Annotated in this window: 31 protein-coding genes; 15 read left to right on the forward strand and 16 right to left on the reverse strand. The window is 43.6% G+C overall.

All coding sequences use genetic code 11. The features are described 5' to 3' along the window. Positions 1–1,048 precede the first annotated feature (1,048 nt). Positions 1,049–1,444 carry a hypothetical protein gene (locus JGK14_RS27095; protein WP_293189446.1) on the reverse strand — a complete coding sequence of 132 codons (396 nt, stop codon included), beginning with the start codon at positions 1,442–1,444 and terminating at the stop codon, positions 1,049–1,051. A 427-nt stretch (positions 1,445–1,871) separates the two neighbouring features. On the opposite strand from JGK14_RS27095, the gene argS reads away from it, so the two are divergent. Next, complete coding sequence (argS, locus tag JGK14_RS27100) at positions 1,872–3,629, forward strand: arginine--tRNA ligase (RefSeq protein ID WP_293270327.1); 1,758 nt, start codon at positions 1,872–1,874, stop codon at positions 3,627–3,629. A gap of 22 nt (positions 3,630–3,651) precedes the next feature. Here argS and JGK14_RS27105 read toward each other — a convergent pair whose 3' ends face one another. The 8 genes from JGK14_RS27105 to JGK14_RS27140 all read right to left on the reverse strand — a co-directional run bounded on the left by JGK14_RS27105 (position 3,652) and on the right by JGK14_RS27140 (position 7,582). Further along, a complete protein-coding gene (locus tag JGK14_RS27105) occupies positions 3,652–4,050 on the reverse strand; it encodes a type II toxin-antitoxin system RelE/ParE family toxin (protein ID WP_293175313.1) in 399 nt (132 codons plus the stop codon). Further along, positions 4,040–4,537, reverse strand: a complete 498-nt coding sequence (locus JGK14_RS27110) for a hypothetical protein (protein WP_325315702.1) — start codon at positions 4,535–4,537, stop codon at positions 4,040–4,042. The genes JGK14_RS27105 and JGK14_RS27110 overlap by 11 nt, the downstream gene beginning before the upstream one ends. 61 nt (positions 4,538–4,598) lie before the next feature. Then, positions 4,599–5,441 carry an ATP-grasp domain-containing protein gene (locus JGK14_RS27115; protein ID WP_293189452.1) on the reverse strand — a complete coding sequence of 281 codons (843 nt, stop codon included), beginning with the start codon at positions 5,439–5,441 and terminating at the stop codon, positions 4,599–4,601. A gap of 107 nt (positions 5,442–5,548) precedes the next feature. Further along, the gene (locus JGK14_RS27120; protein WP_293175319.1) at positions 5,549–5,728 is read right to left on the reverse strand and encodes a hypothetical protein; all 180 of its coding nucleotides are present in this window, start codon (positions 5,726–5,728) and stop codon (positions 5,549–5,551) included. 72 nt (positions 5,729–5,800) lie between these two features. Next, complete coding sequence (locus JGK14_RS27125; RefSeq protein WP_293326298.1) at positions 5,801–6,232, reverse strand: DUF4279 domain-containing protein; 432 nt, start codon at positions 6,230–6,232, stop codon at positions 5,801–5,803. Positions 6,233–6,254: 22 nt separating this feature from the next. Then, a complete protein-coding gene (locus JGK14_RS27130) occupies positions 6,255–6,494 on the reverse strand; it encodes a polymorphic toxin type 33 domain-containing protein (protein WP_293175323.1) in 240 nt (79 codons plus the stop codon). A 59-nt stretch (positions 6,495–6,553) separates the two neighbouring features. Next, positions 6,554–7,243 (reverse strand): ImmA/IrrE family metallo-endopeptidase, encoded by a 690-nt coding sequence (locus JGK14_RS27135; protein ID WP_293175325.1) that lies wholly within the window; start codon positions 7,241–7,243, stop codon positions 6,554–6,556. Positions 7,244–7,258: 15 nt separating this feature from the next. Further along, positions 7,259–7,582: a helix-turn-helix domain-containing protein gene (locus JGK14_RS27140; protein ID WP_190739559.1), complete on the reverse strand. Its 324-nt coding sequence runs from the start codon at positions 7,580–7,582 to the stop codon at positions 7,259–7,261. A 38-nt stretch (positions 7,583–7,620) separates the two neighbouring features. Between JGK14_RS27140 and JGK14_RS27145 the strand changes: the two genes are divergently transcribed. From JGK14_RS27145 to JGK14_RS27185, 9 genes are all read left to right on the forward strand, one after another. Beyond that, positions 7,621–7,884, forward strand: coding sequence for a hypothetical protein (locus tag JGK14_RS27145; protein WP_293175327.1), 264 nt, complete (start codon positions 7,621–7,623; stop codon positions 7,882–7,884). Continuing rightward, complete coding sequence (locus JGK14_RS27150) at positions 7,838–8,104, forward strand: hypothetical protein (RefSeq protein ID WP_265234661.1); 267 nt, start codon at positions 7,838–7,840, stop codon at positions 8,102–8,104. The genes JGK14_RS27145 and JGK14_RS27150 overlap by 47 nt, the downstream gene beginning before the upstream one ends. Before the next feature lie 156 nt (positions 8,105–8,260). After that, the gene (locus tag JGK14_RS27155; RefSeq protein ID WP_293175332.1) at positions 8,261–8,962 is read left to right on the forward strand and encodes a hypothetical protein; all 702 of its coding nucleotides are present in this window, start codon (positions 8,261–8,263) and stop codon (positions 8,960–8,962) included. 61 nt (positions 8,963–9,023) lie between these two features. Then, positions 9,024–9,392: a hypothetical protein gene (locus JGK14_RS27160; protein ID WP_293175334.1), complete on the forward strand. Its 369-nt coding sequence runs from the start codon at positions 9,024–9,026 to the stop codon at positions 9,390–9,392. 57 nt (positions 9,393–9,449) lie between these two features. After that, positions 9,450–10,427: a hypothetical protein gene (locus JGK14_RS27165; RefSeq protein ID WP_293189454.1), complete on the forward strand. Its 978-nt coding sequence runs from the start codon at positions 9,450–9,452 to the stop codon at positions 10,425–10,427. Between the two features lie 133 nt (positions 10,428–10,560). Continuing rightward, on the forward strand, positions 10,561–11,652 hold the full coding sequence (locus JGK14_RS27170; RefSeq protein ID WP_325315703.1) for a hypothetical protein: 1,092 nt from the start codon (positions 10,561–10,563) through the stop codon (positions 11,650–11,652). Between the two features lie 146 nt (positions 11,653–11,798). Continuing rightward, positions 11,799–12,521 (forward strand): DUF433 domain-containing protein, encoded by a 723-nt coding sequence (locus tag JGK14_RS27175; protein ID WP_293175340.1) that lies wholly within the window; start codon positions 11,799–11,801, stop codon positions 12,519–12,521. Next, positions 12,518–12,925 (forward strand): hypothetical protein, encoded by a 408-nt coding sequence (locus JGK14_RS27180; protein WP_293175342.1) that lies wholly within the window; start codon positions 12,518–12,520, stop codon positions 12,923–12,925. The genes JGK14_RS27175 and JGK14_RS27180 overlap by 4 nt, the downstream gene beginning before the upstream one ends. A gap of 234 nt (positions 12,926–13,159) precedes the next feature. Beyond that, positions 13,160–13,441, forward strand: coding sequence for a YiaA/YiaB family inner membrane protein (locus tag JGK14_RS27185; protein ID WP_293149023.1), 282 nt, complete (start codon positions 13,160–13,162; stop codon positions 13,439–13,441). Between the two features lie 176 nt (positions 13,442–13,617). Here the strand turns inward: JGK14_RS27185 and JGK14_RS27190 are convergent, their stop codons facing one another. From JGK14_RS27190 to JGK14_RS27205, 4 genes are all read right to left on the reverse strand, one after another. Next, entirely contained in the window at positions 13,618–14,085 is a 468-nt protein-coding gene (locus tag JGK14_RS27190) for a ferredoxin (protein ID WP_293204444.1), read from the reverse strand. A 494-nt stretch (positions 14,086–14,579) separates the two neighbouring features. Next, positions 14,580–14,966, reverse strand: a complete 387-nt coding sequence (locus JGK14_RS27195; protein ID WP_293175346.1) for a DUF1257 domain-containing protein — start codon at positions 14,964–14,966, stop codon at positions 14,580–14,582. 40 nt (positions 14,967–15,006) lie between these two features. Further along, the gene (locus JGK14_RS27200; protein ID WP_194071124.1) at positions 15,007–15,216 is read right to left on the reverse strand and encodes a DUF2997 domain-containing protein; all 210 of its coding nucleotides are present in this window, start codon (positions 15,214–15,216) and stop codon (positions 15,007–15,009) included. 300 nt (positions 15,217–15,516) lie between these two features. Further along, the gene (locus JGK14_RS27205) at positions 15,517–16,389 is read right to left on the reverse strand and encodes an ABC transporter permease (RefSeq protein ID WP_293204441.1); all 873 of its coding nucleotides are present in this window, start codon (positions 16,387–16,389) and stop codon (positions 15,517–15,519) included. A gap of 323 nt (positions 16,390–16,712) precedes the next feature. Between JGK14_RS27205 and JGK14_RS27210 the strand changes: the two genes are divergently transcribed. Together JGK14_RS27210 and JGK14_RS27215 are read left to right on the forward strand one after the other, a co-directional pair. Further along, positions 16,713–18,041 carry a M16 family metallopeptidase gene (locus JGK14_RS27210; RefSeq protein ID WP_293189460.1) on the forward strand — a complete coding sequence of 443 codons (1,329 nt, stop codon included), beginning with the start codon at positions 16,713–16,715 and terminating at the stop codon, positions 18,039–18,041. A 243-nt stretch (positions 18,042–18,284) separates the two neighbouring features. Next, positions 18,285–19,313, forward strand: coding sequence for a C39 family peptidase (locus JGK14_RS27215; RefSeq protein WP_293270325.1), 1,029 nt, complete (start codon positions 18,285–18,287; stop codon positions 19,311–19,313). A 365-nt stretch (positions 19,314–19,678) separates the two neighbouring features. Here JGK14_RS27215 and nadC read toward each other — a convergent pair whose 3' ends face one another. Both nadC and JGK14_RS27225 read right to left on the reverse strand, forming a co-directional pair. Further along, positions 19,679–20,536 (reverse strand): carboxylating nicotinate-nucleotide diphosphorylase, encoded by an 858-nt coding sequence (nadC, locus tag JGK14_RS27220; RefSeq protein ID WP_325315704.1) that lies wholly within the window; start codon positions 20,534–20,536, stop codon positions 19,679–19,681. Between the two features lie 24 nt (positions 20,537–20,560). Continuing rightward, a complete protein-coding gene (locus JGK14_RS27225; protein WP_293326318.1) occupies positions 20,561–20,836 on the reverse strand; it encodes a hypothetical protein in 276 nt (91 codons plus the stop codon). Between JGK14_RS27225 and vapB the strand changes: the two genes are divergently transcribed. The 3 genes from vapB to JGK14_RS27240 are packed head-to-tail and all read left to right on the forward strand — an operon-like array spanning position 20,820 to position 23,530. Next, complete coding sequence (gene vapB / locus JGK14_RS27230; protein WP_293216818.1) at positions 20,820–21,029, forward strand: type II toxin-antitoxin system VapB family antitoxin; 210 nt, start codon at positions 20,820–20,822, stop codon at positions 21,027–21,029. The two genes, JGK14_RS27225 and vapB, sit on opposite strands and share 17 nt — an antisense overlap. A 52-nt stretch (positions 21,030–21,081) precedes the next feature. Then, positions 21,082–21,426, forward strand: coding sequence for a hypothetical protein (locus JGK14_RS27235; protein WP_293326322.1), 345 nt, complete (start codon positions 21,082–21,084; stop codon positions 21,424–21,426). Between the two features lies 1 nt (position 21,427). Continuing rightward, the gene (locus JGK14_RS27240; protein WP_293326325.1) at positions 21,428–23,530 is read left to right on the forward strand and encodes a hypothetical protein; all 2,103 of its coding nucleotides are present in this window, start codon (positions 21,428–21,430) and stop codon (positions 23,528–23,530) included. A gap of 16 nt (positions 23,531–23,546) precedes the next feature. Here JGK14_RS27240 and JGK14_RS27245 read toward each other — a convergent pair whose 3' ends face one another. Beyond that, positions 23,547–23,771, reverse strand: coding sequence for a hypothetical protein (locus JGK14_RS27245; RefSeq protein WP_325315705.1), 225 nt, complete (start codon positions 23,769–23,771; stop codon positions 23,547–23,549). Positions 23,772–23,860 lie beyond the last annotated feature (89 nt).

The raw sequence follows: 23,860 nt of genomic DNA on the forward strand, positions 1-23,860 counted from the left end.
TTTTAACAAATTCTATGAGCCTGGGATGCGATCGCACTATATATCCCCTTCAACAGTTGACAGTTGACAGTTGACAGTTGACAGTTTGAGATCGACCTCTACCTAGAAGTCCGAGTATTGAAGCAGTAAATAATTTTGTTTTATTTCCCCCTGCTTAAGGAGGAGGCTTTAAACCCATTCTTCTTGGTAAACTGCGTCAGTTTCTCTGTGTTTAAATTGTGTCAAAACTTGGGACTGATGGGGTGCATCTCACTTTTGAAGAGGGCGAAGCATGACCGCATATAAATTATTAGTTATCATCCCATATTTTCTGCGGTCATGCTTCGCCCCTACGGATCCCTACTAACTACTAACTATCTATTTTTTCCAATATTTCTGCTCGCTGCAAACTTAATGAATGTCAAGCAAAACTCTCTTTTGCAACGAGCAGTAAATGCACCTAATTCAACCTAAAAGATCTCTTGTTAAAAAGCTTGCTGTGTATATCTTCTGCCCTCGAACCTCTTCCTTCTTTTGACGCGATCGCGTAGCCGAAGCAAGCCTTCTTCTCTCTTCCTTGACTTTTAAATCCGTTACATTCCGTACATTGCAAGTTCGGATGAACTTCCTTCTTCCTGATGACTGATGACTAAGACGGCGGGCCTGCACCATCCACCGCCCCTACCAACTAACTAACAGCTAACAACTGTCAACTGTCAACTGTCAACTGTCAACTGTCAACTGTTTGCTATCTTTTGAAGCGAGACACCGAGGAAAGTTAGTGCGGCTTTTTGGCGGCTTTGATTGGGGAGCTAAAAAGTAGATGCACGGCTGCTTGAGCCGGCAGGTAAAAATCAGATCGACTGATAAGCGGGCATGAAGGTATGTTAATTGTGCCTGCTTGTTGAACAATCTTTGATAGCGAGTGCAACCTTGCTTTCGATCGAATTACCTGCACGCTTTGCCCTGATGATTCCAGGGATTGTTACTAAGTAGGCAATGTCTCCCGCGCCGGTACTGGCACAGGTTCGGCGCAACACAGCAAGTTGCTGGTTGCTAAGTGTCAATTTTACCGATCGCTCGCAGCATCAGCACACATAATTGTAAAGAATTTGCAAGCGAGACAATCGGGGGGAACTTTTTCTAAGTTTTGCAGATCTACTTGTTCCTCGGCCTCGCTGCCGGGGGGAACGATGCACAGGGCAACTTGTCCGACTCCAGCCATGAGTTCGGCAACTCGCTCTAAAATGTTGTCCATTTTGCCAATTAGTTGCTCGGCTGCATCCAGACTCGGCGCGATAATGAAAAAGGTTTTGACTCCTTCGGGACAAGGGGCGAAACCGAGGGTACACTCTCGTAATAGTGCTTGAGTCGAAAGACTCAGAGGGTCATCGAAGCGATCGATTACAGCTTGATAAAAGGCTTGGGTCAGAGAACGATCGCCAAAAACAGGTTGAGATAACATAACTACTTCCTTGGGTAGAATTTTCGGGAGCATTAAAAAAATATTAACATACGTTAATGTAACTCATTTAAATAAATTATCTAGCGATCGCGATCGTTGACTAGATGTGATCTTTTTTGCTTTGTGTAGCGATCGCAACTGTGATAAAATGTACTATGTGTTAATGCGGTCAGTGATTTCGACTGCACCAGCAGCTCAAACCTAAGCACACAAAATTTTATTGGGAATCGGGAAAGAGGGGGAGAGGGAAAGAGGGGGAGAGGGAAATTGCCTGAGTTGTAAGATTATTATTGACACAAAGTGCTTAATAGACCTCTTGCAAAATAATTTTGTGCTATTATAGAAAGTTTAGACAATTTTATAATCTAGCAGGCTGAACAAGTTTAAGGAGATGCCAATCAACCCGTATCCAATCAAAATATAAAAGATGAACTCGATCGCCCAACAGTTAAAAACAAGATTTGAAAAAGCCTTCACCTCCGCATTCGGCGAGAGTTATGCCGATACGGATCTGATGCTAGCGCCTGCGAATAATCCCAAGTTTGGGGATTTTCAGTGCAACGCGGCGATGAGTTTGGGCAAAAAGTTAGGCAAGCCACCGCGGGCGATCGCCTCTACGATCGTCGAAAATCTAGATATTGCCGACATCTGCGAAACCCCAGAAATCGCCGGCCCGGGTTTTATCAATTTGAAGCTGAAACCGGCTTATTTGGAAGCGCAGATAAGCGCGATCGCCGCCGACACCCGTTTGGGGATTTCACCGACTCAAACGCCTCAGAGAATCGCGATCGACTTTTCGAGCCCGAATATCGCCAAAGAAATGCACGTCGGACATTTGCGATCGACAATCATCGGAGATGCGATCGCCCGCACCCTCGAATTTCAAGGCCACGACGTAATCAGAATCAACCACATCGGCGACTGGGGCACCCAATTCGGGATGCTAATCGCCTACCTGCGCGAAGTACACCCCGAAGCATTAACAACTGCTGACGCCCTAGATTTAGGCGATTTAGTTGCATTTTACCGCCAAGCAAAACAGCGCTTCGACGCAGACGAAATCTTCAAAGAAACCGCGAGACAAGAAGTCGTAAAACTGCAAGCCGGCGCCGAAGACACCAGACGCGCCTGGAAATTGCTATGCGATCAATCCCGCCGCGAATTCCAAGTAATCTACGATTTGCTCGACATCAAATTAACCGAACGCGGCGAATCATTTTACAATCCATTATTGCCCGGAGTAGTCGAAGATTTAACCAATCTCGGTTTGCTAGTAGAAAGTGACGGCGCCAAATGCGTATTTGTAGACGGATTCACCAACAAAGAAGGCGAACCATTACCGCTAATCGTCCAAAAAACCGACGGCGGCTACAACTACGCCACAACAGACTTAGCTGCCATCCGCTACCGCATCGAAAACGACAAAGCAAAGCGCATAATTTACGTCACAGATTCCGGACAATCCAACCATTTCGCCCAAGTATTTGCAGTCGCCAGAAAAGCCAATTGGATTCCCGAAGATGTTGAGATTGTGCACATTCCCTTCGGTTTGGTATTAGGAGAAGACGGCAAAAGATTGAAAACTCGTTCTGGGGAGGCAGTGCGGTTGCAAGATTTGCTCGATGAGGCGATCGTCCGCACGCGCCAAGATTTAGAAGAGAGATTAGTCACAGAAGAAAGACAGGAGACAGAAGAGTTTATAGCCAACGTATCTCACGTAGTTGGTTTGAGCGCCGTTAAGTACGCCGATTTAAGTCAAAACCGGGCGAGCAACTATGTATTTAGTTACGACAAAATGCTCGCATTGCAAGGAAACACCGCACCTTATATGCTGTATGCTTACGTGCGCGTGCAGGGAATTCGTCGCAAAGGTGAGATTAATTTTGACAACTTAGATGCTAGTGCAAAAGTAATTTTGGAGTCGGATGCGGAGTTAGTTTTAGCCAAGCATTTATTGCAGTTGAATGAAGTTGTAAATGCTGTTGGCGGCGATTTGTTGCCGAATCGAATCTGTCAGTATTTGTTTGAATTAAGTCAAAAGTTTAATCAATTCTTTGAGCAATGTCCGGTGTTGAAAGCGGAGGAACCGTTACGGACTTCGCGGTTAATTTTGTGCGATTTGACGGCACGGACTTTGAAGTTAGGATTAGGATTGTTAGGGATTCAAGTGTTGGAGAGGATGTAATCTAAGGTTTGTAGTGAGGACTTTAGTCCTTATCTTGTATTTCTTCTGTCGTTTCTCCTGCGTCTTCAATCAACTCGTTAAATTCGCTGATAATTGCTAAAACTCGATCGGCGGCAATATCTGATTGTTCTGATTTTGAATAAATGGCAATCAAGATAACGATCGTCATTGTTTGAAGGTAGTAAATGAATCTATATCCACCGCTTTTTCCTTTTTGAACATCGCTGTTTTTAACACGCACCTTAAATATTTCGTAACCAATCCCAGGTATCGGAACTCCCAGCAACTCTCCAGCTTGCAGTTTTTCAATAATTGGCTGAACATCCGATCGGATATGGCGGTACTTTTTAGAAAGAGCGCGTAAGTCGCGTTGGAATTCTCGCGTGGGTATAATCTGCCTTAAAGGAGGATTATTCTGCATCAATTCCATCCCACAGTTCAGAAAGCGATACAGTCTGCCCTGTCATTGCTTCGTGCCATCCTTGACGAAAACACTCTTCTGCTGACTTCAACGTTTCGTCGCCAAGAACAATTTCTTGTTTGGCTTGTTGAGCAGCAGCCACAAGTTGCGGTTGCGTTTTCTCGAAAGATTCGTCCCATTGAAGCTCATCTTTTAATTGTGCGATATACTCTTTCAAGTATTCTGCTACTTGCTGCTGTAAATTTTCTGGCAGAGACTCCATCATCTCGATCGCTGCATCAATACCTTCCCATAGTTCCGATACAGGTCTAGTTTTTCCTGTCTTTATTTCCAGCCATGCTTGCCGAAAGCTTTCTTGTGGAGATGCGAGTGCTGCTTCGTCTTCGTCAGCAAGAAGGATGATGCGAACTCTGCGTCCAGCAAATTTTTCGGATAGGGCTACAATCTCTTCCCACGTACCCTCTACTTCTAATACTTGTCCTGTCATTATGTTTTCTTGTGTAATTGTTGGATTTAGTTAATTGTAGCGCATCTCTAAAATCGAACATTTACGGCTTTTGATTAATAGTCAAGCTCTCCAACATATCTTTAAACATCTTTACAGCAATCCGGCGATGATTATCTCTCACAAAAATCTCAAAATTAGGACTTGAATTAATTTCAATTAACCAATATTTCCCATTTGTATCTAGCGCAATATCAAACCCACCATAATTAATCCGAATCTCTTCAAAAACAGGGCGAACAAAATTTTCAATTTCCGAAATAATCTCTGAGTCGGTAATATGCTTAGCTTTTGCACCCTCCCAGTGCAGCGGGCTTAAATTCCCCGCAAATTTAGCGTCTGATTTATCTTTTTCATACAGCAAAACCAGCTTGTGATTGAAAAAAACCGCCCGATATTCGTGTCGGATATCAATGTACTCTTGAGCTAGACAAACATAGTCATAATCTTTGCTATTGACATTAAATACAAGTTCAATCGCTGCTTGAACTTGCTCTTTCGTTTCACAAAGCAATACATTGTTTCCCGCCGAACCGCGATTTCTTTTCACAATCACGGGTAGCGAAAATGTTTTGCCAACTTCGGCTGCAATTTCTGCACAATCTTTAAACTCTAAATATTTGTGATACTTCTCCTCGCAAAAAGGCGAGAGAAATCCTAGGGTGTGAGGAGTTTGAATCTTGCCTTTTAGCAAGTGATAGGTATATTCTTTGTCTTTAAATATGTGTACGATTTGCTCGTTGTTAAACGGCATACTGAAATTGACAAAATAATAGTCTTGACCGTTCAGTTTGATTCTAACTAAGTTTTGGTTTGGTGCGAGGATTTCATAACTGATATTTAACTCTTGACAAGCTTCGAGAATCAGACTGATATTTGTCTGCATAATTTGCACAGTATATTTGTTTATGAGTTGCGCGCGCTGACTTTACTAAACCGGGTTTCTTCGTCTATTTCTCGTCACTCAACGTAAAAATCGTAGAAACCCGGTTTCTAGCCACCATGCTTCAACAGTTGACAGTTGACAGTTGACAGTTGACAGTTGACAGTTTGAGAGCGACCTCTACCTAGAAGGAAGAGGATTGGAGTAATGAATAGTCTAATTTTAATTTCTCCCCGCTCCGGCTTGGGGCTTTCAACCAATTCTTTCTGGTAAGCCCTGATTTTTTTCATTCATACTGTACCACAGTAGGAAGCAAGGAACCCAGAAGGGCGATCGCTCTTAACACAACAACACTATGCCCCTCATGCTGCTACTGCTTCATCCGAGGCAGTCTGTTCTGCCAAAATATAAAAATCTACATCAATTTCCGCATTCAATTGATGTACCTTTTCAACGATACTTTTATCAAAATGAATCGCTGGCACACTGCCACTTCTGTAATAAATGACGCAAGCAATCTCCGCAGCATAAAACTTGCATAACTCTCGCAAAGGACTCCACCCAGGCTGAAGCTGTTCTAAAACCGAATTAATGTGTTCTTCTAAGTCGGCAGATTTTTCAATTTTAGAATACACACTCCAACCATTTTCTTTATGCCGTCTAGTACCCCTGGCACTAATTAAGTCCCCTTTCCTCCAACTTTCAGTTGGATTGATGCTTACCTTTGCAGTCACTTCGTCGGGATCGAATTCCATTCCAGTCAACATAAAGTAAGCGTAAATTTCTGACTCCATTTGCCCGCTCCTCTTTGATTAATTAAAAATCATTAATATTCAAATCAGTGAATTCACCTGTTCCAATACCACCTTTAGGTTTAACATAAATATTTCCTTCTGTGTCTTTGTAGAGGTCTCTTTTTGAAGCATTGCGTTTACCTTTGAGTAGATGAATATTTTCACCCCCTTTTTGAAGCCTCTCAATCTCATCAATAGTTAGCAGCTTGTCTTGTCTCCAGTTTCGCTCTTCTTCAGTATTCTCTAAATCTGTTTCCGTCATTCCTCACACCCTCAAAAGATGATAGAGATTTGAAATAAACTCTCAAATCCCATCGTACTTTATCCGAACAACCGCTGCTGACCGTTTGCTGCCTCTTTCCCGGCATAAATTTCGCGGGTTCCCTTGGGAATGTAAATCCAGCCAAACTCTTGCAAGCGGTTTGTCAAATTGGAAATGCTCACTCCCAATTCATCTCTCATTTTGTATAAATGCGACCACTTTGTTAAATCCCGTCCCTGTCTTTTATCTTCCAAAATACATCGGGGCATTAACAAGCAGCTTGCGAAATATTGCGCTTGCCATTCGATCGACAAAACCTTATTATCCGCACCCGCGCCCCGACACACAAACGGTTCCTCGACATCCTGGGCGGTTTTTTCTGTATCGCCCAGGTTGAGTTCCAACTGTTTCACAGTTCCGTCTGCTTCGTCTTGATTGACGTGCAGCACCCAGTGGCCGATTTCGTGGGCGATCGTCGATTCGATGAACCCCGGCGGTTTTTCGAGAATCAATTCGTTGATTTCGATTAACCGCTGCTGGGGTAAAATCCTGGCGGCGATCGCACCTTCCTCATCGGGCTCAATGCAGTCCCAGACTACGCCCAAATCCAGGAAATCAGCCACCGTTGTCGCTTCAAAAGGCCATTTCGGAGCAAAATTTTGCGTTTTCTGCATCTGCATCAGGATGTCCGAAGCCAAACGCTCGATCGATTCTTTGGGATAGAAGCAATACGGTTTAAAAATACTCACTGTGATAGGCCTCTGTTACGCTTCAAAAGATTGTTTGAGCCAATCTGGATTTTCTTGCATCCGCCGGAAAAGAGCCTGCATTTCCTTCGGATTCTGCTTCAGCAGCGCTTCGTACTGCTGAGGCAGTCTCCCCGCCAGAAAAATCAATTCCTCTTCGTTGATATCGAGATTCCGCGCTAATGCTCGGATTACCTCCTCTTTTGGCGCATAATCGGCGCGATCGTTCTCCAGCTTCGACAAATAAGTAAAATCCACACTTAACATACCCGCTAGCTCACGTTGTGAGTAAGCTTTGTCCTTGCGAGCTTGACGGATCAGTCTTCCAAATGTTTGTTCCACGGTTTTTCGCCTCCTGACAGGCATTCTAGCCTGTTTTGATGAAAAGTTCAACAAAATACTTGACGGGAAAATCAACACAGGCTACCATAGGTTTAGTTGACGGTTTAATCAACCAACTTAACCGCACAGGTATGGTTGAGGGTGCAAAATATCCCAGACAAAACACTAGATATAGCACCATTAACTTTAGAGGAGCGATCGGCGCTGGGCGTCAAAACGCTTGTACGCAGCAAATTAAGGAGGAACAGATAGCAAATGCTGAGAACCTGGACAGACACGCATTACAAGCTCGAAGACGATGACTGGCTATACATCGCCACCCACGAAGAACAAAGCTCGGCCTCACTGGTTTGTCCGGGCTACGCACGGGATGGCGAAGGCTTCAGCATCCACTTCACCCCAGCGCACTTAGAAACGTTAGAGCATTTGCTCACCGCGCTGCGAATTATTCAAGCTCAACAAGAGGCGATGCTTGAATACACATATCCAGAACCAAAAGCGACAACACATCTTATTCGGTAATCAATCGAAGGAAGAAGGAAGAGGGAAGAAGGAAGAAGGAAGAGGAAAGAGGGAAGAGAAATAATTAGATTTTTGTGACTTACCCATTACCAATTCCCCATTACCAATTACCCATTACCAATTACCAGCAAATAAATAACCAAGGAAAAACGAACAATGACTACTACAAAAGAAAGACCTACATTTTCAGTATTTGGAGCCAAACCGAGCAATGCTTTGCTAGTACCAGAAATCCCGATCGCAGTTCGCAACAACTGCCAAAGCGGCCAATGGGCGATCGGCGACACAGACTACGGTTCCAAGTGTTCGATCACCATCCTCAAATTTGCCAAATTCTTCGGTTCCCTCGGTCAAACTTCCCACACACTTTGGGGTCAACTTTGGTTCGTCGCAGAAACAGGCGAACTGCCCCAAGGAGTTGTGATGGTGACCTACATCAAAAACCGCAGCTTGAACGATTTTAACCGTTTAGTCGCATCAGTTCAATCGCGCGGCGTAGAGCCAGCAACCGGAATTTTTATCCCCGAATTTGTCAAACATTCCGGTCAAAAACCCGACGACAGCGGAGTAGTAAAACCGATTAATTACTACAGTTTAAAATGGTCGTGGATGGAGCGAAAAGACTGGGGAGTTATCGATCAAGCAGCAGCAGTTTTATCCGATCTGAGCAATCAATCGCGGATGATTGACTTGGAAGGAACCAGGGCTATGATTTGTTTAGATAACCTACCAGCAGCACAAGTTGCATCCTTGATGGCCGCTCACGCCAACGGTGAAAGCGATGCTATTGCTTTGAATTCCAACGGTAATATGTCGCTGCCATCAGCGGAAGACAGAGCAACTGCTGACTTGTTCTAATTTTGTGGAAAAGGCGCGATTTAATCGCGCCTTTTCCGTAACTGTGACAGCGAAAAGTAAAATGAAGAAATTAACGAAAATTAAAACCAAACCAAACCTGCAAGAAAGCCGTTTGCGAGAAAATTGCGAGCTACTCGACCAAATTCGGGCAGATACAATTAACGACATCGAAAGTCTCACCGAAGACTTCCAGCACATGAGTGTAGTTGCCGAATCTATCCGGCGAAATTACCAAGCTTTGCTCTCAGAAAATCAACTGCTTAAAGACACACTTGTAAGTATAGTTGACGATTGCGAGTGCTGGCAAGCCAATCGGTGCGCTCGCTGTAAAAAAATTCTCAAATCTCTTGAGAGCAATCATCCAAACTTCCCACCAAATGCAGCCAAAAAATATCGATCTATTCTCAGCCAACTCCGGAACTTAGGATAGTTCAACACGTCTTAGTAACAAGGTCTCGAAAAGTTTGAATCAGGAGCAACAAGCATTATGACACTAGCAAATGTTAAAGATAGCAAAGCCAAAATTTTGCAAAATTTTCAGCAGATTTTAGCTGAAAAGAAAAAAATTGAATCTAAAGTCGAAACGAAAGAACAATCAGCCGAAAAAGCTAAAAACAAACAACTCCTCGAAGTCGCCTCTACCTACACAATTGACAGCATTGTCAAAGGCTTGGCCGACTTACAATTAGATTTCGGTAGCATCACCAGCGGACTTTCCGAAAAACTGAAGGCGGAATCTTCAAAATTAGATGAGTTAAAAAAGGCGATCGACATTGAAGCTCAACAATTACAGGAGTTGCAGCAAATTCGAGTTGTAGCAGATGCCCTCCACATTTTAACTCAAGAGCATCAAGAAAAATTGACTGTACTCGAACAAAATGCTGCGAACCAACGTGAAATTATCGAAAAAGACACGACCCAAAAACGCAAGACTTGGGGGAAAGAACAGCAAGAATTTGACACCGCAGTTTCCGAAAAAACTGCATTCACAACTAAACAGCGCCAGCAGGAAGCGGCAGATTATCAATACGAATTGCAGCGCGATCGCAAAATTGAAACCGACGAATACGAAGAAACGAAGCGCAAACTAGAACGGGAATTGCAAGAGTCTACCCGCGAAAAAGATAAAAACTGGGCAGAAAGAGAAAAAGTCCTCAGCGACAATCAAGCGGAGTTTGAAAAGAATCAGACCAAAGCTGCGGGATTTGAAGAAGAACTCAAACAGGCTTACATCAAAGCTAAAGAAGAAGCAATTCAAGAAGTTTCCCGCGAAGCTAAAGTCAAGGCAGATTTAGCGGATAAAGAATGGGAAGGAAGCAAGCAGGGATATGAGTTGAAAGTACAATCTTTACAGCAGACAATGCAGCGCCAAACTGAACAAATCGCCGAAATTTCTGCACAACTGCAAGCTACGATGAAGCAAGCACAAGATTTGGCAATGAAAGCTTTTGCGAGCAAAGCTTAAAATCCGGTTGGTAGTGAGGCTTTTAGTCCTTTCCCCGGTTCGCAGTGAGGACTTTATTCATTATTTTCTCAACACTTGAGGACTGAAGTCCTTACTACGAAACAAATTCCCAAATATTAACAAATGAAAAGCCATGAACAAAAAACTTACGGACAAAAGCACTAAGGCTGAAATCTTAGAAGCGTACAAGGAAGCCGCGCAAGAAAAAGCTGCGTTAGAATTGCAAATTAAACAGCTAAATGCTTCTCCAAAACAACCATCAGCAGCAGCAGCAGCACCAGAAAAACCTATTGTGGAGGCACAAAAACCAATGGCTTTAACTCAATCTCAACAAAAAATGCAGTCCACAATTGATAATTTAATCTTGCTACAATTTGGCTTTGGTGGCGCTGTCAGCGAGTTGTCGGAAAAATTAACTTCGGAAGCTGCTAAACTGGAAGAATTGCGGCGCACTGTGGGGGAGGAAGTTCAACAACTGCAAGAGTTGCACAGTTTAGAAGATGTTGCGGAAGATACGCTGGATAATTTAATTCAACAGTACGAACAAAGTGCGAAAACTTTTACTAACGAACTCACCGAACAGCGCGATACTGTTGAACAGGAATTGCTGGAACAGCGTCTAGCTTGGGAAAAAGAGCAGGAGTTGCAAAAGTTGGCTGTTACAGAACGCAATGAGAATCAGCAAAAAAATTGCGATCGGGATGAAGAGTTGTATGATTACGATCTGAATCTTCAGCGAGATTTGGATATCGAAGGATACGAACAGCGTCAGAAAAGACTGTATCAAGAAATTGAAGAGTTTCGTCAGGAACAGGAGAAACAGTGGGCGGAACGGGAAAAATCTATTTCGGAACGGGAAAAATTGTCTGCTGAAGTTAAGGCTAAGGTGGAAGCTTTCCCGAAGGAACTGGAAGCTAATATCAAGAATGGGAAAGATAATGGTCGCAATATTGGCAATTATCAAGCTAAGGTTAAGGCTGATTTGTCTGCTAAGGATATCGAGGGACAAAAGCAAAATTATGAATTGCAAATTCAAGGAATGTTGCAGACAATTCAAAATCAGGAATCGCGGATTGCGAGTTTGTCGAAACAGCTTGATTCTGCTTTGAAACAGGTTCAAGATTTGGCGGTGAAGGCGATTGAGGGTTCGTCGAATTTGAGTTCTTTCCAAGCTGTGAGGGAAATTGCGATCGAACAAGCCAAGACTCAGCAGAAAAATAAGTAATCCGCAGCGCTGTCAGCAGCTAAATAGGTTGCTTTAGATACCCGGTTTCTTGAAGAAGTCGGGTATCTGGGTATGGTCGGGAGAGATTTTTGCGATCGCCCGCGAACTGTGCAAAAATATAAGTATTTAGAATTAGGACAACTGCTATGGCTGATACTAACAACTTTGAACTGCGGGATATTCCGATATATTCTATCCCTCAAGCAGCACAATATCTCAGGCTGCGGAGAGATATGTTGCGACATTGGGTTGTTGGCTGGTACTCGCAAACAAAAACGGACAAGCACTTCTTTGAGCCGTTGATTGAGTTACCTCAACACAATAATCTTGAACTGCTGCCCCAGTCCAAAACTAGACTACTTTCTTTCACCAATTTGGTAGAGGCTCATGTGTTGATTGCTATTGTTAAGGCTACAGGCTTCTCCCGCCAGGAACTTAGTACGGCTCTCAAATGCGTCAACCGTAATTTTTCTAATCCTCACTTATACGCTCGAATTGAGTTTCAAGTCGAGGGAATTGCTCTTTTGTTTGAGAAATGCGGACAGAAGCTTGCAACATCGGACAGGAAGCAGGAAGCGAGGCAGATTCTAGACACTTATTTCGATCGCATTGTACGAGATGAAGCTGGATTACCTATCAAACTCTTCCCTTTCACGAAGCTACCAGGTTCCGACGAACCTAAAACAGTGATGATTGACCCCACAATCTCCTTTGGCCGCCCTGTTTTAGCTGGAACTGGCATTCCTACAGCTATGCTGGCAGAACGTTACAAGGCGGGTGATTCCATAGACGAACTTGCCGAGGACTACAATTGCTCGCGCCTCCAAATAGAGGAAGGTATTCGCTGCGAACTTCCGCTAGTAGCATGAATGAGATATTTTTTATTGACAGATGTTTAGGAAAAAAACTGGCAGATTCATTACGAAATGCGGGGGCGACAGTAGAAATTCATGACGATCATTTTAAGCAAGATGTCAAGGATGAGGATTGGCTGAGGATAGTTGGAGAAAGCAATTGGGTTGTACTTACAAAGGACAAGAAAATTGCTAGTCGTCCTTTGGAGTTATTGGCTGTGGCTCAAGGTAATGTACGGCTGTTTGCATTTGTGGGTGGCGATGTTTCTGGAGTTGTAGTGGCACAAGCTTTTGTAAATGCCTTGGAAAATATGCAACGATTTATTCGTGGGAATCAATCACCTTTCATCGCTAAGGTGTACCAGTCGGGTTTGGTAAAGCCCTGCAAGAACCGAAAAGAACTTTTGAGAATGCTCTAAAACCAGTGAGTAAATCATCCCAAATCAATCTCCCTTAGTGCAGTTTCCTAACTGTCTACTCCCACCAAGTCTTTAGAGAGCCTTAAACCCTATCTACAGCGATCGCATTTTTACTAAAAATATCGATCGCCCTGTGCACTTATCCAAACTGTCCCTATCTCTCCCGATCGCTTCATTTATACTCTCTATTCTTAAAGTTAATGAACCAAAAGATATATTTTAGATAGAGGCATTATGCAGCAACAAATTGTACGTCAAAGAGATACTAATGCTTGGATTTTACAGTGCTGGGTTTCCTTTATTCTAGCTATTTCCACTACGGCTATAGGTGTCATTTATCTGCCCGTAGATATCTGGGTAAAAAGTTTCGTGGGTATGGGTTTAACTTTTTCGGTTGGTTCGTCTTTTACTTTAGCAAAAACGATTCGGGATAACAATGAGGCAACTAGATTGACTGCGAGAATTGATGAGGCTAGAGTTGAGAAAATTCTCGCGGATCACCATCCTTTGAAATAATCTGTTGTTCATAACTTGGGGGTTGACTCGGCGGTTGAAACCGCTGCTATACAAACGAAGTCCGCCTCCGCGGACTAAGAGTCGGAGAAAGTTATATTTTGTATAAAAAATGCCCGCGCAGGCGGGCTTTGTTTTTGTCGCTACAGGTTTCAAGCTGTGGATTTTGATTGTGGGTTTCAATGGTTGTGTTTGGAGTTACGATCGCCCTTAGCCTTCTGGCGCTGGCGAACACCCGCCTGAACTGTAGCCATATCCACGGGAAAACCAACTACGGGAATCACCTGATCCTTACGCTCTTCTTCGAGGTTCTTGAGTTCGGTGTAGTCAACCCAGTGAATGCAATTTACCGGACAAGTGTCGATCGCCTCAGCAATCAACTCTTCGGAATCTCCGTCTTGTCGGACTACGCGCGATCGCCCGTAATCCGGCTCAATGTAGAAAGTATTGCGAGCAACATGGGCGCAATGCTTGCAGCCGATGCAGGTAATCTCGTCAACATAGACGCCTTTTTGGCGCAAAAATCCGCCCAACTCCGGTTCTAAACCAGTGCGATCGGGCGCATCCCGCAAAAATCCGCCCAACTCCGGTTCTAAACCAGTGCGATCGCCTGCTGTATCTATTCCGAGTCCAGAAAGCTCAGACATTTAGATCCCTCACAATATTGACACTCCCCGACCTAAAGGTACGGGGATTCTTAAGACATTTCTGTCAAAATATCCCGCGCAAGCGTGGGTTCCCAGGCTGACTACGTTTGCACTCTCAAGTGCGTAGTCATATCTCCTCAAAAATGTTTTGGGCGTAGACTTTCCCCCAGTCCGGGGGTAGGTTTTTAAATCTTGTCTGATTTGTTTATCCTACCATATTCATTTTTAAACAGTTGACAGTTGACAGTTGACAGTTGACAGTTGACAGCGAAGTGATAAGAACGGAGATTTAAACTCCGTTCTTATCACAATCTGCCTAAAGGCAGGGGCTTCAAACCCCCGCTATTCGGTGAAGATGGATTTTTTATTTTACTTAAAAATGGCAAAAAGCCGTGCTACAAGGACAGGGTTTTCAACCCAATTTTCTGATAATAAATAAGTCCGCACGGGCGGACTTGAGATGAGACTTGAATTGTAAAAATCTCAAACAACCCTTAAGCGCACCAGCGCTGAACCACCAAGCGGATCGAACCGTCTTGATTTTGCTTTTGCTCAGAAACTTGGAAACCCTGCTTAGCGCTTTCATTCACCACAGTATGGTAAGCGTAGCGCTGAGTCACCTTATTCAGAAAACGATCGACAGACCAAGCTTGCTGCCAAAATTGCAAATCCGCCACCAATTCATACTCAGTCCCGTTCCAGCTAAAACCTAAGTCATAGCCGTTTTTTTGCTCAATCACCACCTCAGCAGTGCTGGTGAGGCCGCGATAGCCGCGCACCTCAGTGGGGCCAGACTTCCAGTCGATACCCAAGTCAGTTAAAGCAGCTTCCAAAGAATTCAAATTGCGGATCTGGGTTTTAATTTGGCTAAAGTGTGACATGGTGGTTCCAAAAAAATTTAAGTGAACTGAACAAAAAAGATTACCAATCGCTAAAAGCCACTTGGGCCGTCGCTTCGGCTGACTGATGCAGCACTTGCGCGAAATATTCAGATGTTGACTCTTGATGAAGCACCACACCGAGCTGGGCTTCAATTGCTGCCGTTACCTCAGCGCAGGAAGCACCGACAATGCCGGTGACTGTTTCCTGTACGCGGCCATCTGGATAAATGACAAATTCTAGTGTTTCCATAATCCGGGCTGACTGAATAGGAACAATAATGACACCGACACCAGCAAGCCGGGGACGATGCCTCCTGAGGTCGCTTCTTAAGAGTTGGCGGACTGACAAACCGCTATATCAATTTTGACTAATTGATAGGTTTTGAGTCACAACTTAACAGAAGTTATTAATAGGTAGAAGCAATACATCAGTTGTATGTAAAGTTTCGCGTACATTGTGACACCAGTCAAGTTGATTTTAGATTTTAGATTTTAGATTTTAGATTTTGAAGCCAAAAGTATAAATTCTCCCACTGTCCGACTCTCCCCTTTAATTCCCCCTGGGGTCTAAAACGTCTCGCAGCCCGTCGCCTAAAAGGTTGAAACCCAGAACTGTCAAGGTAATCAACAAACCGGGAAACAAAATCGTCCAAGGAGACGAAAGAGCGTATCCGCCTTTGAAAGCATCGGAAAGCATCGTCCCCAACTCTGGGGCTGGCGGCTGCGCGCCCAAACCGAGAAAACCCAAACCAGCAGCTTCTAGCGTCGCTGTACCTGTGGAAAGAGTTGCTTGTACAACAAGCGGGGCGAGACTTCCCGGCAAAATGTGGCGAAAAATAATCCGCAAGTCGCTGGCGCCTAAGGCCTTGACAGCTAACACAAATTCTTGTTCTCGCAGGGATAGCACCATGCTGCGTGTGAGGCGGATGTAAATCGGAATTTGGACGACGCTGACGGCGATAATTACGCTTTGCAAGCTGGGCCCGGTGACGGTAACAATGGCGATCGCCAGTAAGATCGAAGGGAAAGCTAGCAAAATATCCGCCAAAATCCCGATCGCACCTTCCACCCATCCGCGAAAATATCCAGCCAAGAGCCCCAACAGAGAGCCCACAAATAATCCCGCACCCACAGAAACCAGGCTGACGAGCAAAGATATCCCCAATCCGTGCCATACCCGCACTAACAAATCCCGCCCCAAACCGTCGGTTCCGAACCAATGTTTGACGCTAGGAGCCACTAATCGGGATAAATAATCGCGATCGACCGCAGGATTGTAAGGGTAAATTAGGGGGGCTAACACTGCCACAACAATCAGCGCTACAGTCAAAATTAAGCCGATTTTCCCGGAGGTCGATCGCCCAAATCGCTGCCAAGCAGGCTGTGAAAATATTAAATTTTTATGCAATTTTCGATTGTCCATTGAGTGCTGTCACCAAAAAACTGAGGACTTTGCACAAATTATTAAAATAAATTAACGATCGCGATCGGCAACGACGGAGCAGCCATCGCAGAAATCTTAACAGGACTTCCGCCTAGGAGTGAGGAAAAAACCCGGTTTCTCGCAGAATATTCGGTTTGGTAACGAGGTATCTAGGAAGAAACCGGGTTTTTAGCCATTTGGTGCGTCCAAGAGTGAAAAACCAGAACGATCGCAGTTTTTATAGCCAATGGCAGATGCCAAATGCCCGATCCCTTCGTAAAAGGCCCTTTAAGATATAGAGAACAAGATCAATTTAAAAGCGCATGACATCAACCCTACTCAAAGCCTCCTCCAAATCGCCCCTCAACGCCCCAACAGTGCGCCATTTCCCCAACGGCCTCACAGTTATAGCCGAACACTTGCCGGTCGATGCCGTTAACCTCAGCGTGTGGATGAATTTAGGCTCAGCCGTTGAATCCGACGAAATCAACGGTATGGCGCACTTTTTAGAACACATGATTTTTAAGGGAACTCCCAGCATTCCGAGCGGAGAATTTGAGCGGGCGATCGAACAACGCGGCGCTGTCACTAATGCAGCTACCAGCCAAGATTACACGAACTATTACATCACTACAGCTCCTAAAGATTTTGCCGAACTAGCCCCGCTGCAAGTCGATGTCTTGCTCAACGCCAGCATTCCCGATGACGCCTTCGATCGCGAACGGCTGGTAGTATTAGAAGAAATTAGACGATCCGAAGACAATCCGCGCCGCCGCACCTATCAGCGATCGATGCAATTAGCCTTTGAAGTCCTGCCCTACAAACGACCCGTACTCGGCCCGACTTCCGTCATCGAAAATCTTACCGCCCAACAAATGCGGGATTTTCACAGCAGCAGATACCAGCCAGGGGCGATGACAGCAGTCGCTGTAGGTAACTTGCCGGTCGATCGACTAATTGAAATTGTCGCAGAAAGTTTTGCCGCCAAAAGCACAGCACAAAACAGCACCATAAATCTGCCCGCCGTCAGCAGCTTTCACCCAGAATCCGAAATTCTCAACTACGGCCAAGAATCGCCATTTACCGAAACAGTCCGCCGCGAATTTGTAGACTCAGCACTTCAGCAAGCCCGACTGATTGTCATGTGGCGGGTGCCAGGTTTCGTGGAAATGTCCGAAACCTATGCCCTCGACGTTTTGGCGACAGTCTTGGGCCACGGGCGCACAACTCGCTTGGTTAAGGATTTGCGCGAAGACAGAGGGCTAGTCTCGTCAATTTCAGTCAGCAACATGACTCAGCGGCTGGGCGGTGTATTCTCGATTTCTGCTCAACTAGCGACAGAAAATATAGAAGAAGTGGAAGCAGCCATCGTCGGACACATCCGCACCCTGCAAACCGAACTGGTGACAGATGCCGAAATTTCCCGCATCCGCACCCAAGTAGCAAATCGGTTTATCTTCGGTAACGAAACTCCGAGCGATCGAGCAAGTTTGTACGGTTACTATCAGTCGATGGTAGGAGATATCGCTCCCGCCCTCAACTATGCCGCCTGCATCCAAGCTCAAACTGCCGAGGATCTTCGGGAAGCCGCCGTCAAATACCTATCTCCCGACGCGATGGGTGTGGTGGTAATTCGCCCCAGCGAAGCATAAAATCGACTTTTTGCTAAACAGCGCGATCGTTTCATGGCTAAGCTAGGGAGACTTGCAACGGCACCAAAAAGTTAAATCACCGTCATGTTTAATTAGAGAATACTCCGTCAAGTCCGATCGGCTGTCGCCTTAAAGGTTTGTATCGAATCATGAATACAAAGCCCTTAAGGTGCGGACGATCGGTAAAATTGCCGTAAATTTCTGAGAGGATAAACTTGGAATCATTGAAGCGCGCAGGGAATCATGAAATTACAAAACTTTCTCAAGTCAAAAATTAGGTATGATTCTAGGGCGATCGCTGCGGACGACGAACTGAGCCGCCAAATTCAAAGTCGCCTCATTGACCTAGGTTTACTGAAACCTCCAGTAGACGGCATCTTTGGCCCTCTTTCTACCGCAGCCCTCCACCGATTTCAAACCCTGATGAAGTGCGGCGAGCCGGGTTTTTTGGGAGCAATCACAGCCCAAAAGCTGATCGAAACCAAACCGGCGGACATTCCCAAACCTCGCCCCATCCTGAAAATCCTCAAAGACACAATTTTTAAATCAAAACCGCTGGCGTCTTCTCAACTTCAGGAAGCGGAAAAACAAGTAATCCCAGCGGGAAAAGAGTTTGAACTGCTGGCTTTTGCTCCGATTCGCGGCCATATTAGAGTTGCTCTCCGCAACGAGTCTTTCAAAGGTTCAGGGATTTGGTATGTTTACGGAGGACACGCTCAAGTTACTCTAGACGGCGTTTTGCTGTATCCCAAACCGAATCCGCCGACTGTCAGACTGGGCATTCCTTATCGATCGCAAATGGATAACTTGTACAATCCTACAGGTTCTTGCAATGTTACTTCCATCGCGATGTGTTTGGACTTTTTGAGAGTTCCCCGGCGCCAAAAAACCGGACAATATGAAGATGAACTCTACCAATATGCGATCGACAAAGGTTACAGTCGCTGGGAACCGAGAGATTTAGCCAAAATTGTTAGAGATTACGGCGCTCAAGATTACTTTACCGAGAATGCAACGATTGATGATGTTCAAGATTGGCTCGCCAGCGGAAATCCCGCTGTCATCCACGGATACTTCACATCTTTCGGTCACATTATAGTTGCCGCAGGCTACGACAGCGAAGGATTCTTCGTTCACGATCCCTATGGCGAATGGTTCCCCACGGGTTATGACACAACTGTCAGCGGTTCTTACTTGCACTATTCCTATCGCTTAATCCGCAGCGTTTGTATGGCTGATGGGAATTTTTGGGTGCATTTTATCTCGAAGTAGTTATTGGTTATTGGTTATTTGTTATTTGTTATTGGTAATAACTAACCAATAGAACCCTCCCAAAATGCCAATTTTGAACAGGCAGGATGCCTGTTCCACAACAATTATGGGAGATGTCTAATAATTGACTGTTAACAGTAGTCAGTTGATAGTTGTAAACCGGAGTATCTCATTTTTATAAAAAGCATTTGTCTTATTATAGTGCTGTCCCCGCTCGCGTATTGTACAATACGCGAGCGGGGACGCTCGCACTATAGATAAAAAACGCGAGCGGGGACGCTCGCACTATAGATAAAAAACTGAGATGCTCCCACTGACAACTGTCAACTGTCAACTGTCAACTGTCAACTGTCAACTGTCAACTGTCAACTGATTTTCATACTTAAATCCAGCCAAGTCGATCGCGTAATTGGAGCACTCGTAGAAATATAGTCAACTCCGGTTTCCGCCACACTCCGAATAGTTTCCAAAGTCACATTCCCGGAAGCTTCAATTTTTACCCGATCGCTCTTTTCCCGAATTATTGCCACAGCCTGCCGCATCAAATCGAAGGACATATTATCTAACATGATAATATCCGCCTTGTGCTGAAGAGCTGTCTCCACCTCAGCCAGAGTTTCGGTTTCAACTTCGATCGTCAGCGGATAGGGGATAGAATTGCGAATTAGGGCGATCGCCTCGGCAATTCCCCCAGCCGCCGCAATGTGATTGTCTTTAATCATCACCGCGTCATCTAATCCCATCCGGTGATTGCAAGCGCCACCGATTTGAGTCGCGTATTTTTCGAGCAATCTCAATCCTGGTGTTGTCTTGCGGGTATCCACCAATTGCACGGGTAAATCGGCAATTTTGTCAACATATTTCCGAGTTAAAGTAGCGATGCCGCTCAAACGCATTGCCAAGTTTAATGCTACTCTTTCTCCCGTTAGCAGCGCATCGAAATTGCCGGAAATCTCGGCGATTACTTCTCCTTTTTCGCACAGTTTCCCTTCGGGTACTTGGGGGATGAAACTGAGGCTGCTGTCTAAAAGTTTAAATGTGCGATGTGCGATCGGCAATCCGGCTATGACTCCAGCTTCTTTGACTATCCATTTAGCAGTACCCTGGATGCTGGCTGCGGGAAATAAGGCCGATGTTGTGCGATCGCCCCTACCGATATCTTCTAGCAGCCAGTTGTGCAGTAGGGAGTCTAAAACTATCCAAGGTGGCAATATTGCTTTCATGTTTTCTTTCTATTAATTGACGCATCAAAACCAAAGAAACCGGGTTTTTGCCAGAGAATCTGGCTGTAACAAAGCATCTCGGAAAAAACCCGGTTTCTGACTACCCGTGCGTCTAGGACTGCTACTAGGAAGAATAGTCGATCGGGTAATTTTCGGCAAGTTGCAGAATGATGATGGTGTTAGTGCGATTTTGGGCGATCGGGCTAGATAATGGGCTATTCTGTTGCTGACATTGGGTTTGGGTGCTTTAATGGAGTAGATGGTGCGATCGCGAGTAAAAACAATGATACAGCCAGTCATTTTAGAAAAACTAGAAGAACTCCCTGAGTCTCTTCAGACAGAAGTGCTTCATTATATTGAGTTTTTGCTCGAAAAACAGGCTAAAAACTCAACTCAAGAAAAGCCAACAAAGCGAGGTGGGCTTGGAATTTGGAAAGGTAAAATCTGGATGTCTGATGATTTTGATGAACCTCTCGAAGATTTAAAGGATTAATTGTTGTAATTGGTAATATGGTAAATGCGAACGTCTACTAAAAATAAAAACTATGTATTTCTCTGAAAAAGAAGTTACCTTAAATCTTACCTCTCGTCCCTTACGACTTGTTTATTTAGTTGGCAATCGAGAGGAGTTTCAAAATGCAGTAAAGCTTTATACTCATATCTGGGGAGGATTAACTAACACAATTATACCAATTCATGAAGAAGATCTAGATATTAATTTATTAAAAGATAAAATTATTTTGATTAATCCTGATTTTATTTTTAGATCAACCACAAATATTTCTGAAGCTATATCTACAAATCTTAAGGAAATTCTACCAGTCAAAATTATTAATATTGACACAGAAAAAATTCAGAAACATATTGAGGGAACAGAATTAATTAATTAATTTGCCACATTATTCTGCTAGAGCTAGGCATTTTACAGCAAAATTATCTCATATTGTTTCTGTACTTCAAGAGATTTACGCTAACCCTCTACCTGACAGTCATATTTGGGGTATAGAACAAGGCAATAGTTTTGACTTTGAGCTATCAATTCAGTATGGAAAGATATCGACTATGTATAGAAAATATTTAACAGAACATTTAGCAGCTAATTTTTTAAGATTACCCCAAAATTTTGAAGAATTAGTTAAAAGTAGCTTGTTGCTTGCAAGCAGCTATAATCCTATTTGTTTAACAGAAATTAAAATTAGTAAAAAACAACCATTGGATAACCCAATTCAACAACTAATGGATTGTTCAAGCCTACTAACTATTTTTTTGGGTGATGACCAAGATATTGATATTGCTGCTGCTTATTGGAATACTCGTTCTTTCGGTCTAGAAAACACGAATAAGCTTTATTTGCCGAAATCAGAAGTGCTAGATAATATCGAGCGATTAACTGCACTAATTTTGGAATGTATGCCTTCGATAGCAGAAATATTAATTGTTATTAATACAGACCTAAAAGAGGCAGAAAATTTAGCACAGCAGGTATACCAAGCTTTTGTTAGAGTTGTTCCTCATTTCAGACTAGAAGTTATCTATCAAAATTTTCATTTAAATTTTTTCAGAGGTCAAGCTTACAGCGGGAATCCTATTAATACAACTTATATTAAATTTGAAGATGGTTCGATTCGCTTTAGTCCTCCAGTACCAATAGGGCATCAAAATAGAGAATTTTTGTTTGGCTGGGAAGCCGAAGTTCGTTTAGCATCAAGCAGGCGGTTATTGCTACCTATTAACAAATCGTCTGCCGTTTTTCTATCGAATAGTCAGCATCAAATCGAATGGGCAGATAAAAATCCTGATAGAAGCGAGCTTAAAGGACTATCAACCAGAGCGAGTAGTAAGGGAATTACTGGAACTATAAGCTATAAAAACGACTGCTGCCTTTATATTCCTACTGACGAAATGGTAATTAGCCAAAGATTTAAGGATGCTGGTTTAAAAATTGAAATTAATGAACATACCCGCTATGCGAAGGGGTTTATTAAACGTTTTGGAGGTTTCAGAAAAACAATTGCTTTTGTCAAAAATAATGGTTTAGGAATCAGCAAAGCATTAGAACGTCGAACACAGGAAAACAATCGACAAGTTAAGCAAGGAGGGGTGAAGTTAGGAGAAATTTATCGATGGTTGGCTGAAAATAGAAAGATAACCAACAAAGAAGTAAGACAAATTGTTAAACAACAACTTCCTTTATTACTATCAGCCGGATTAGTTCGTCGTGGTTATGATTTACCTTGTCCTCATTGTAATTTTAATGATTGGTATGCAATAGAACGAGTACAAGAATTTATTGACTGTGTGGGCTGTGCCGAATCTTTTCAGATTCCAGAACTGGAGAAGATAGACTTTACCTATAAGCTGAATGAATTAGCTTCACACTTTTTGAGGAGTGGAGGTGATGCTGTACTTATGACTGCTGCTGTTCTGTATCAACTAATGCCTTATAGCTGGATGCAGTTTGGAGGGAATATTCATCGCCAACGTGAAAAAAATGGTTTTGCCGAAATAGATGTAATTGGGTTAGAAGCAGATACTTTGGTATTAGCCGAGTCGAAATCTTATAGCCACATTGAACAACAGCATCTCGAACAAATTAAAGAGTCTTTGAAAAAGACAATAGAAGTAGCTGCTTTAGTCAAAGCACAGGTTGTTTTACTGAGTATTACTACAGCTTCATCCAACTCAGAGTTACATACTTTACATACTTTAGTAAGTGAAATTTCCGATGAAGCTAAAGATTCTGGAATTGGTGTACATTTAGCTATAAATGGAAAATTGCATCCTTGGGGGAAAGCAGTAGGAACTGAACCCTACAATTTTCGTGACTGTTTAGAGGAACTAAAAGTTGATATAGAAACTCCAGAAGAACAGGTATTAAGTGTTGTTGTAGGAGAATTACCAGCTCAGCGATCTTTTTTTAGCGAGCCATTATTTGATGATGAAGCTATGCAGCGTTGGTGTTTGGAATTAGGAGGTAATCAAGCCAATCCATAAATATTACCGATCGCACTTAAAGCAAAAAACTCATATCAACTTGGAAAAAATCAGCTAACTTTCTGGCTTCATCTATTTCGATCGCCCTTTCACTAACAAAAACTTTCTCAACCTCAGTTTCCGTTCCCAAAACAGGAATCAAATCAGATTTGTCCAAATCTCTCGCATCCATTAAATGTTGCAACATTGAAGCAGCATTTCCTGCGGGAATTGGATAATTTTCAGCTTCAAACGGGAGCATCCCACTTTTTGACTAAGTAGAAACACCTAGCTTGATGTCATTATTTAAATACGCACATCTCAGTCTTAAAATTTGAGGCACATTTTTTT

This window comes from Microcoleus sp. PH2017_28_MFU_U_A (assembly GCF_020738035.1).
GTDB lineage: Bacteria > Cyanobacteriota > Cyanobacteriia > Cyanobacteriales > Microcoleaceae > Microcoleus.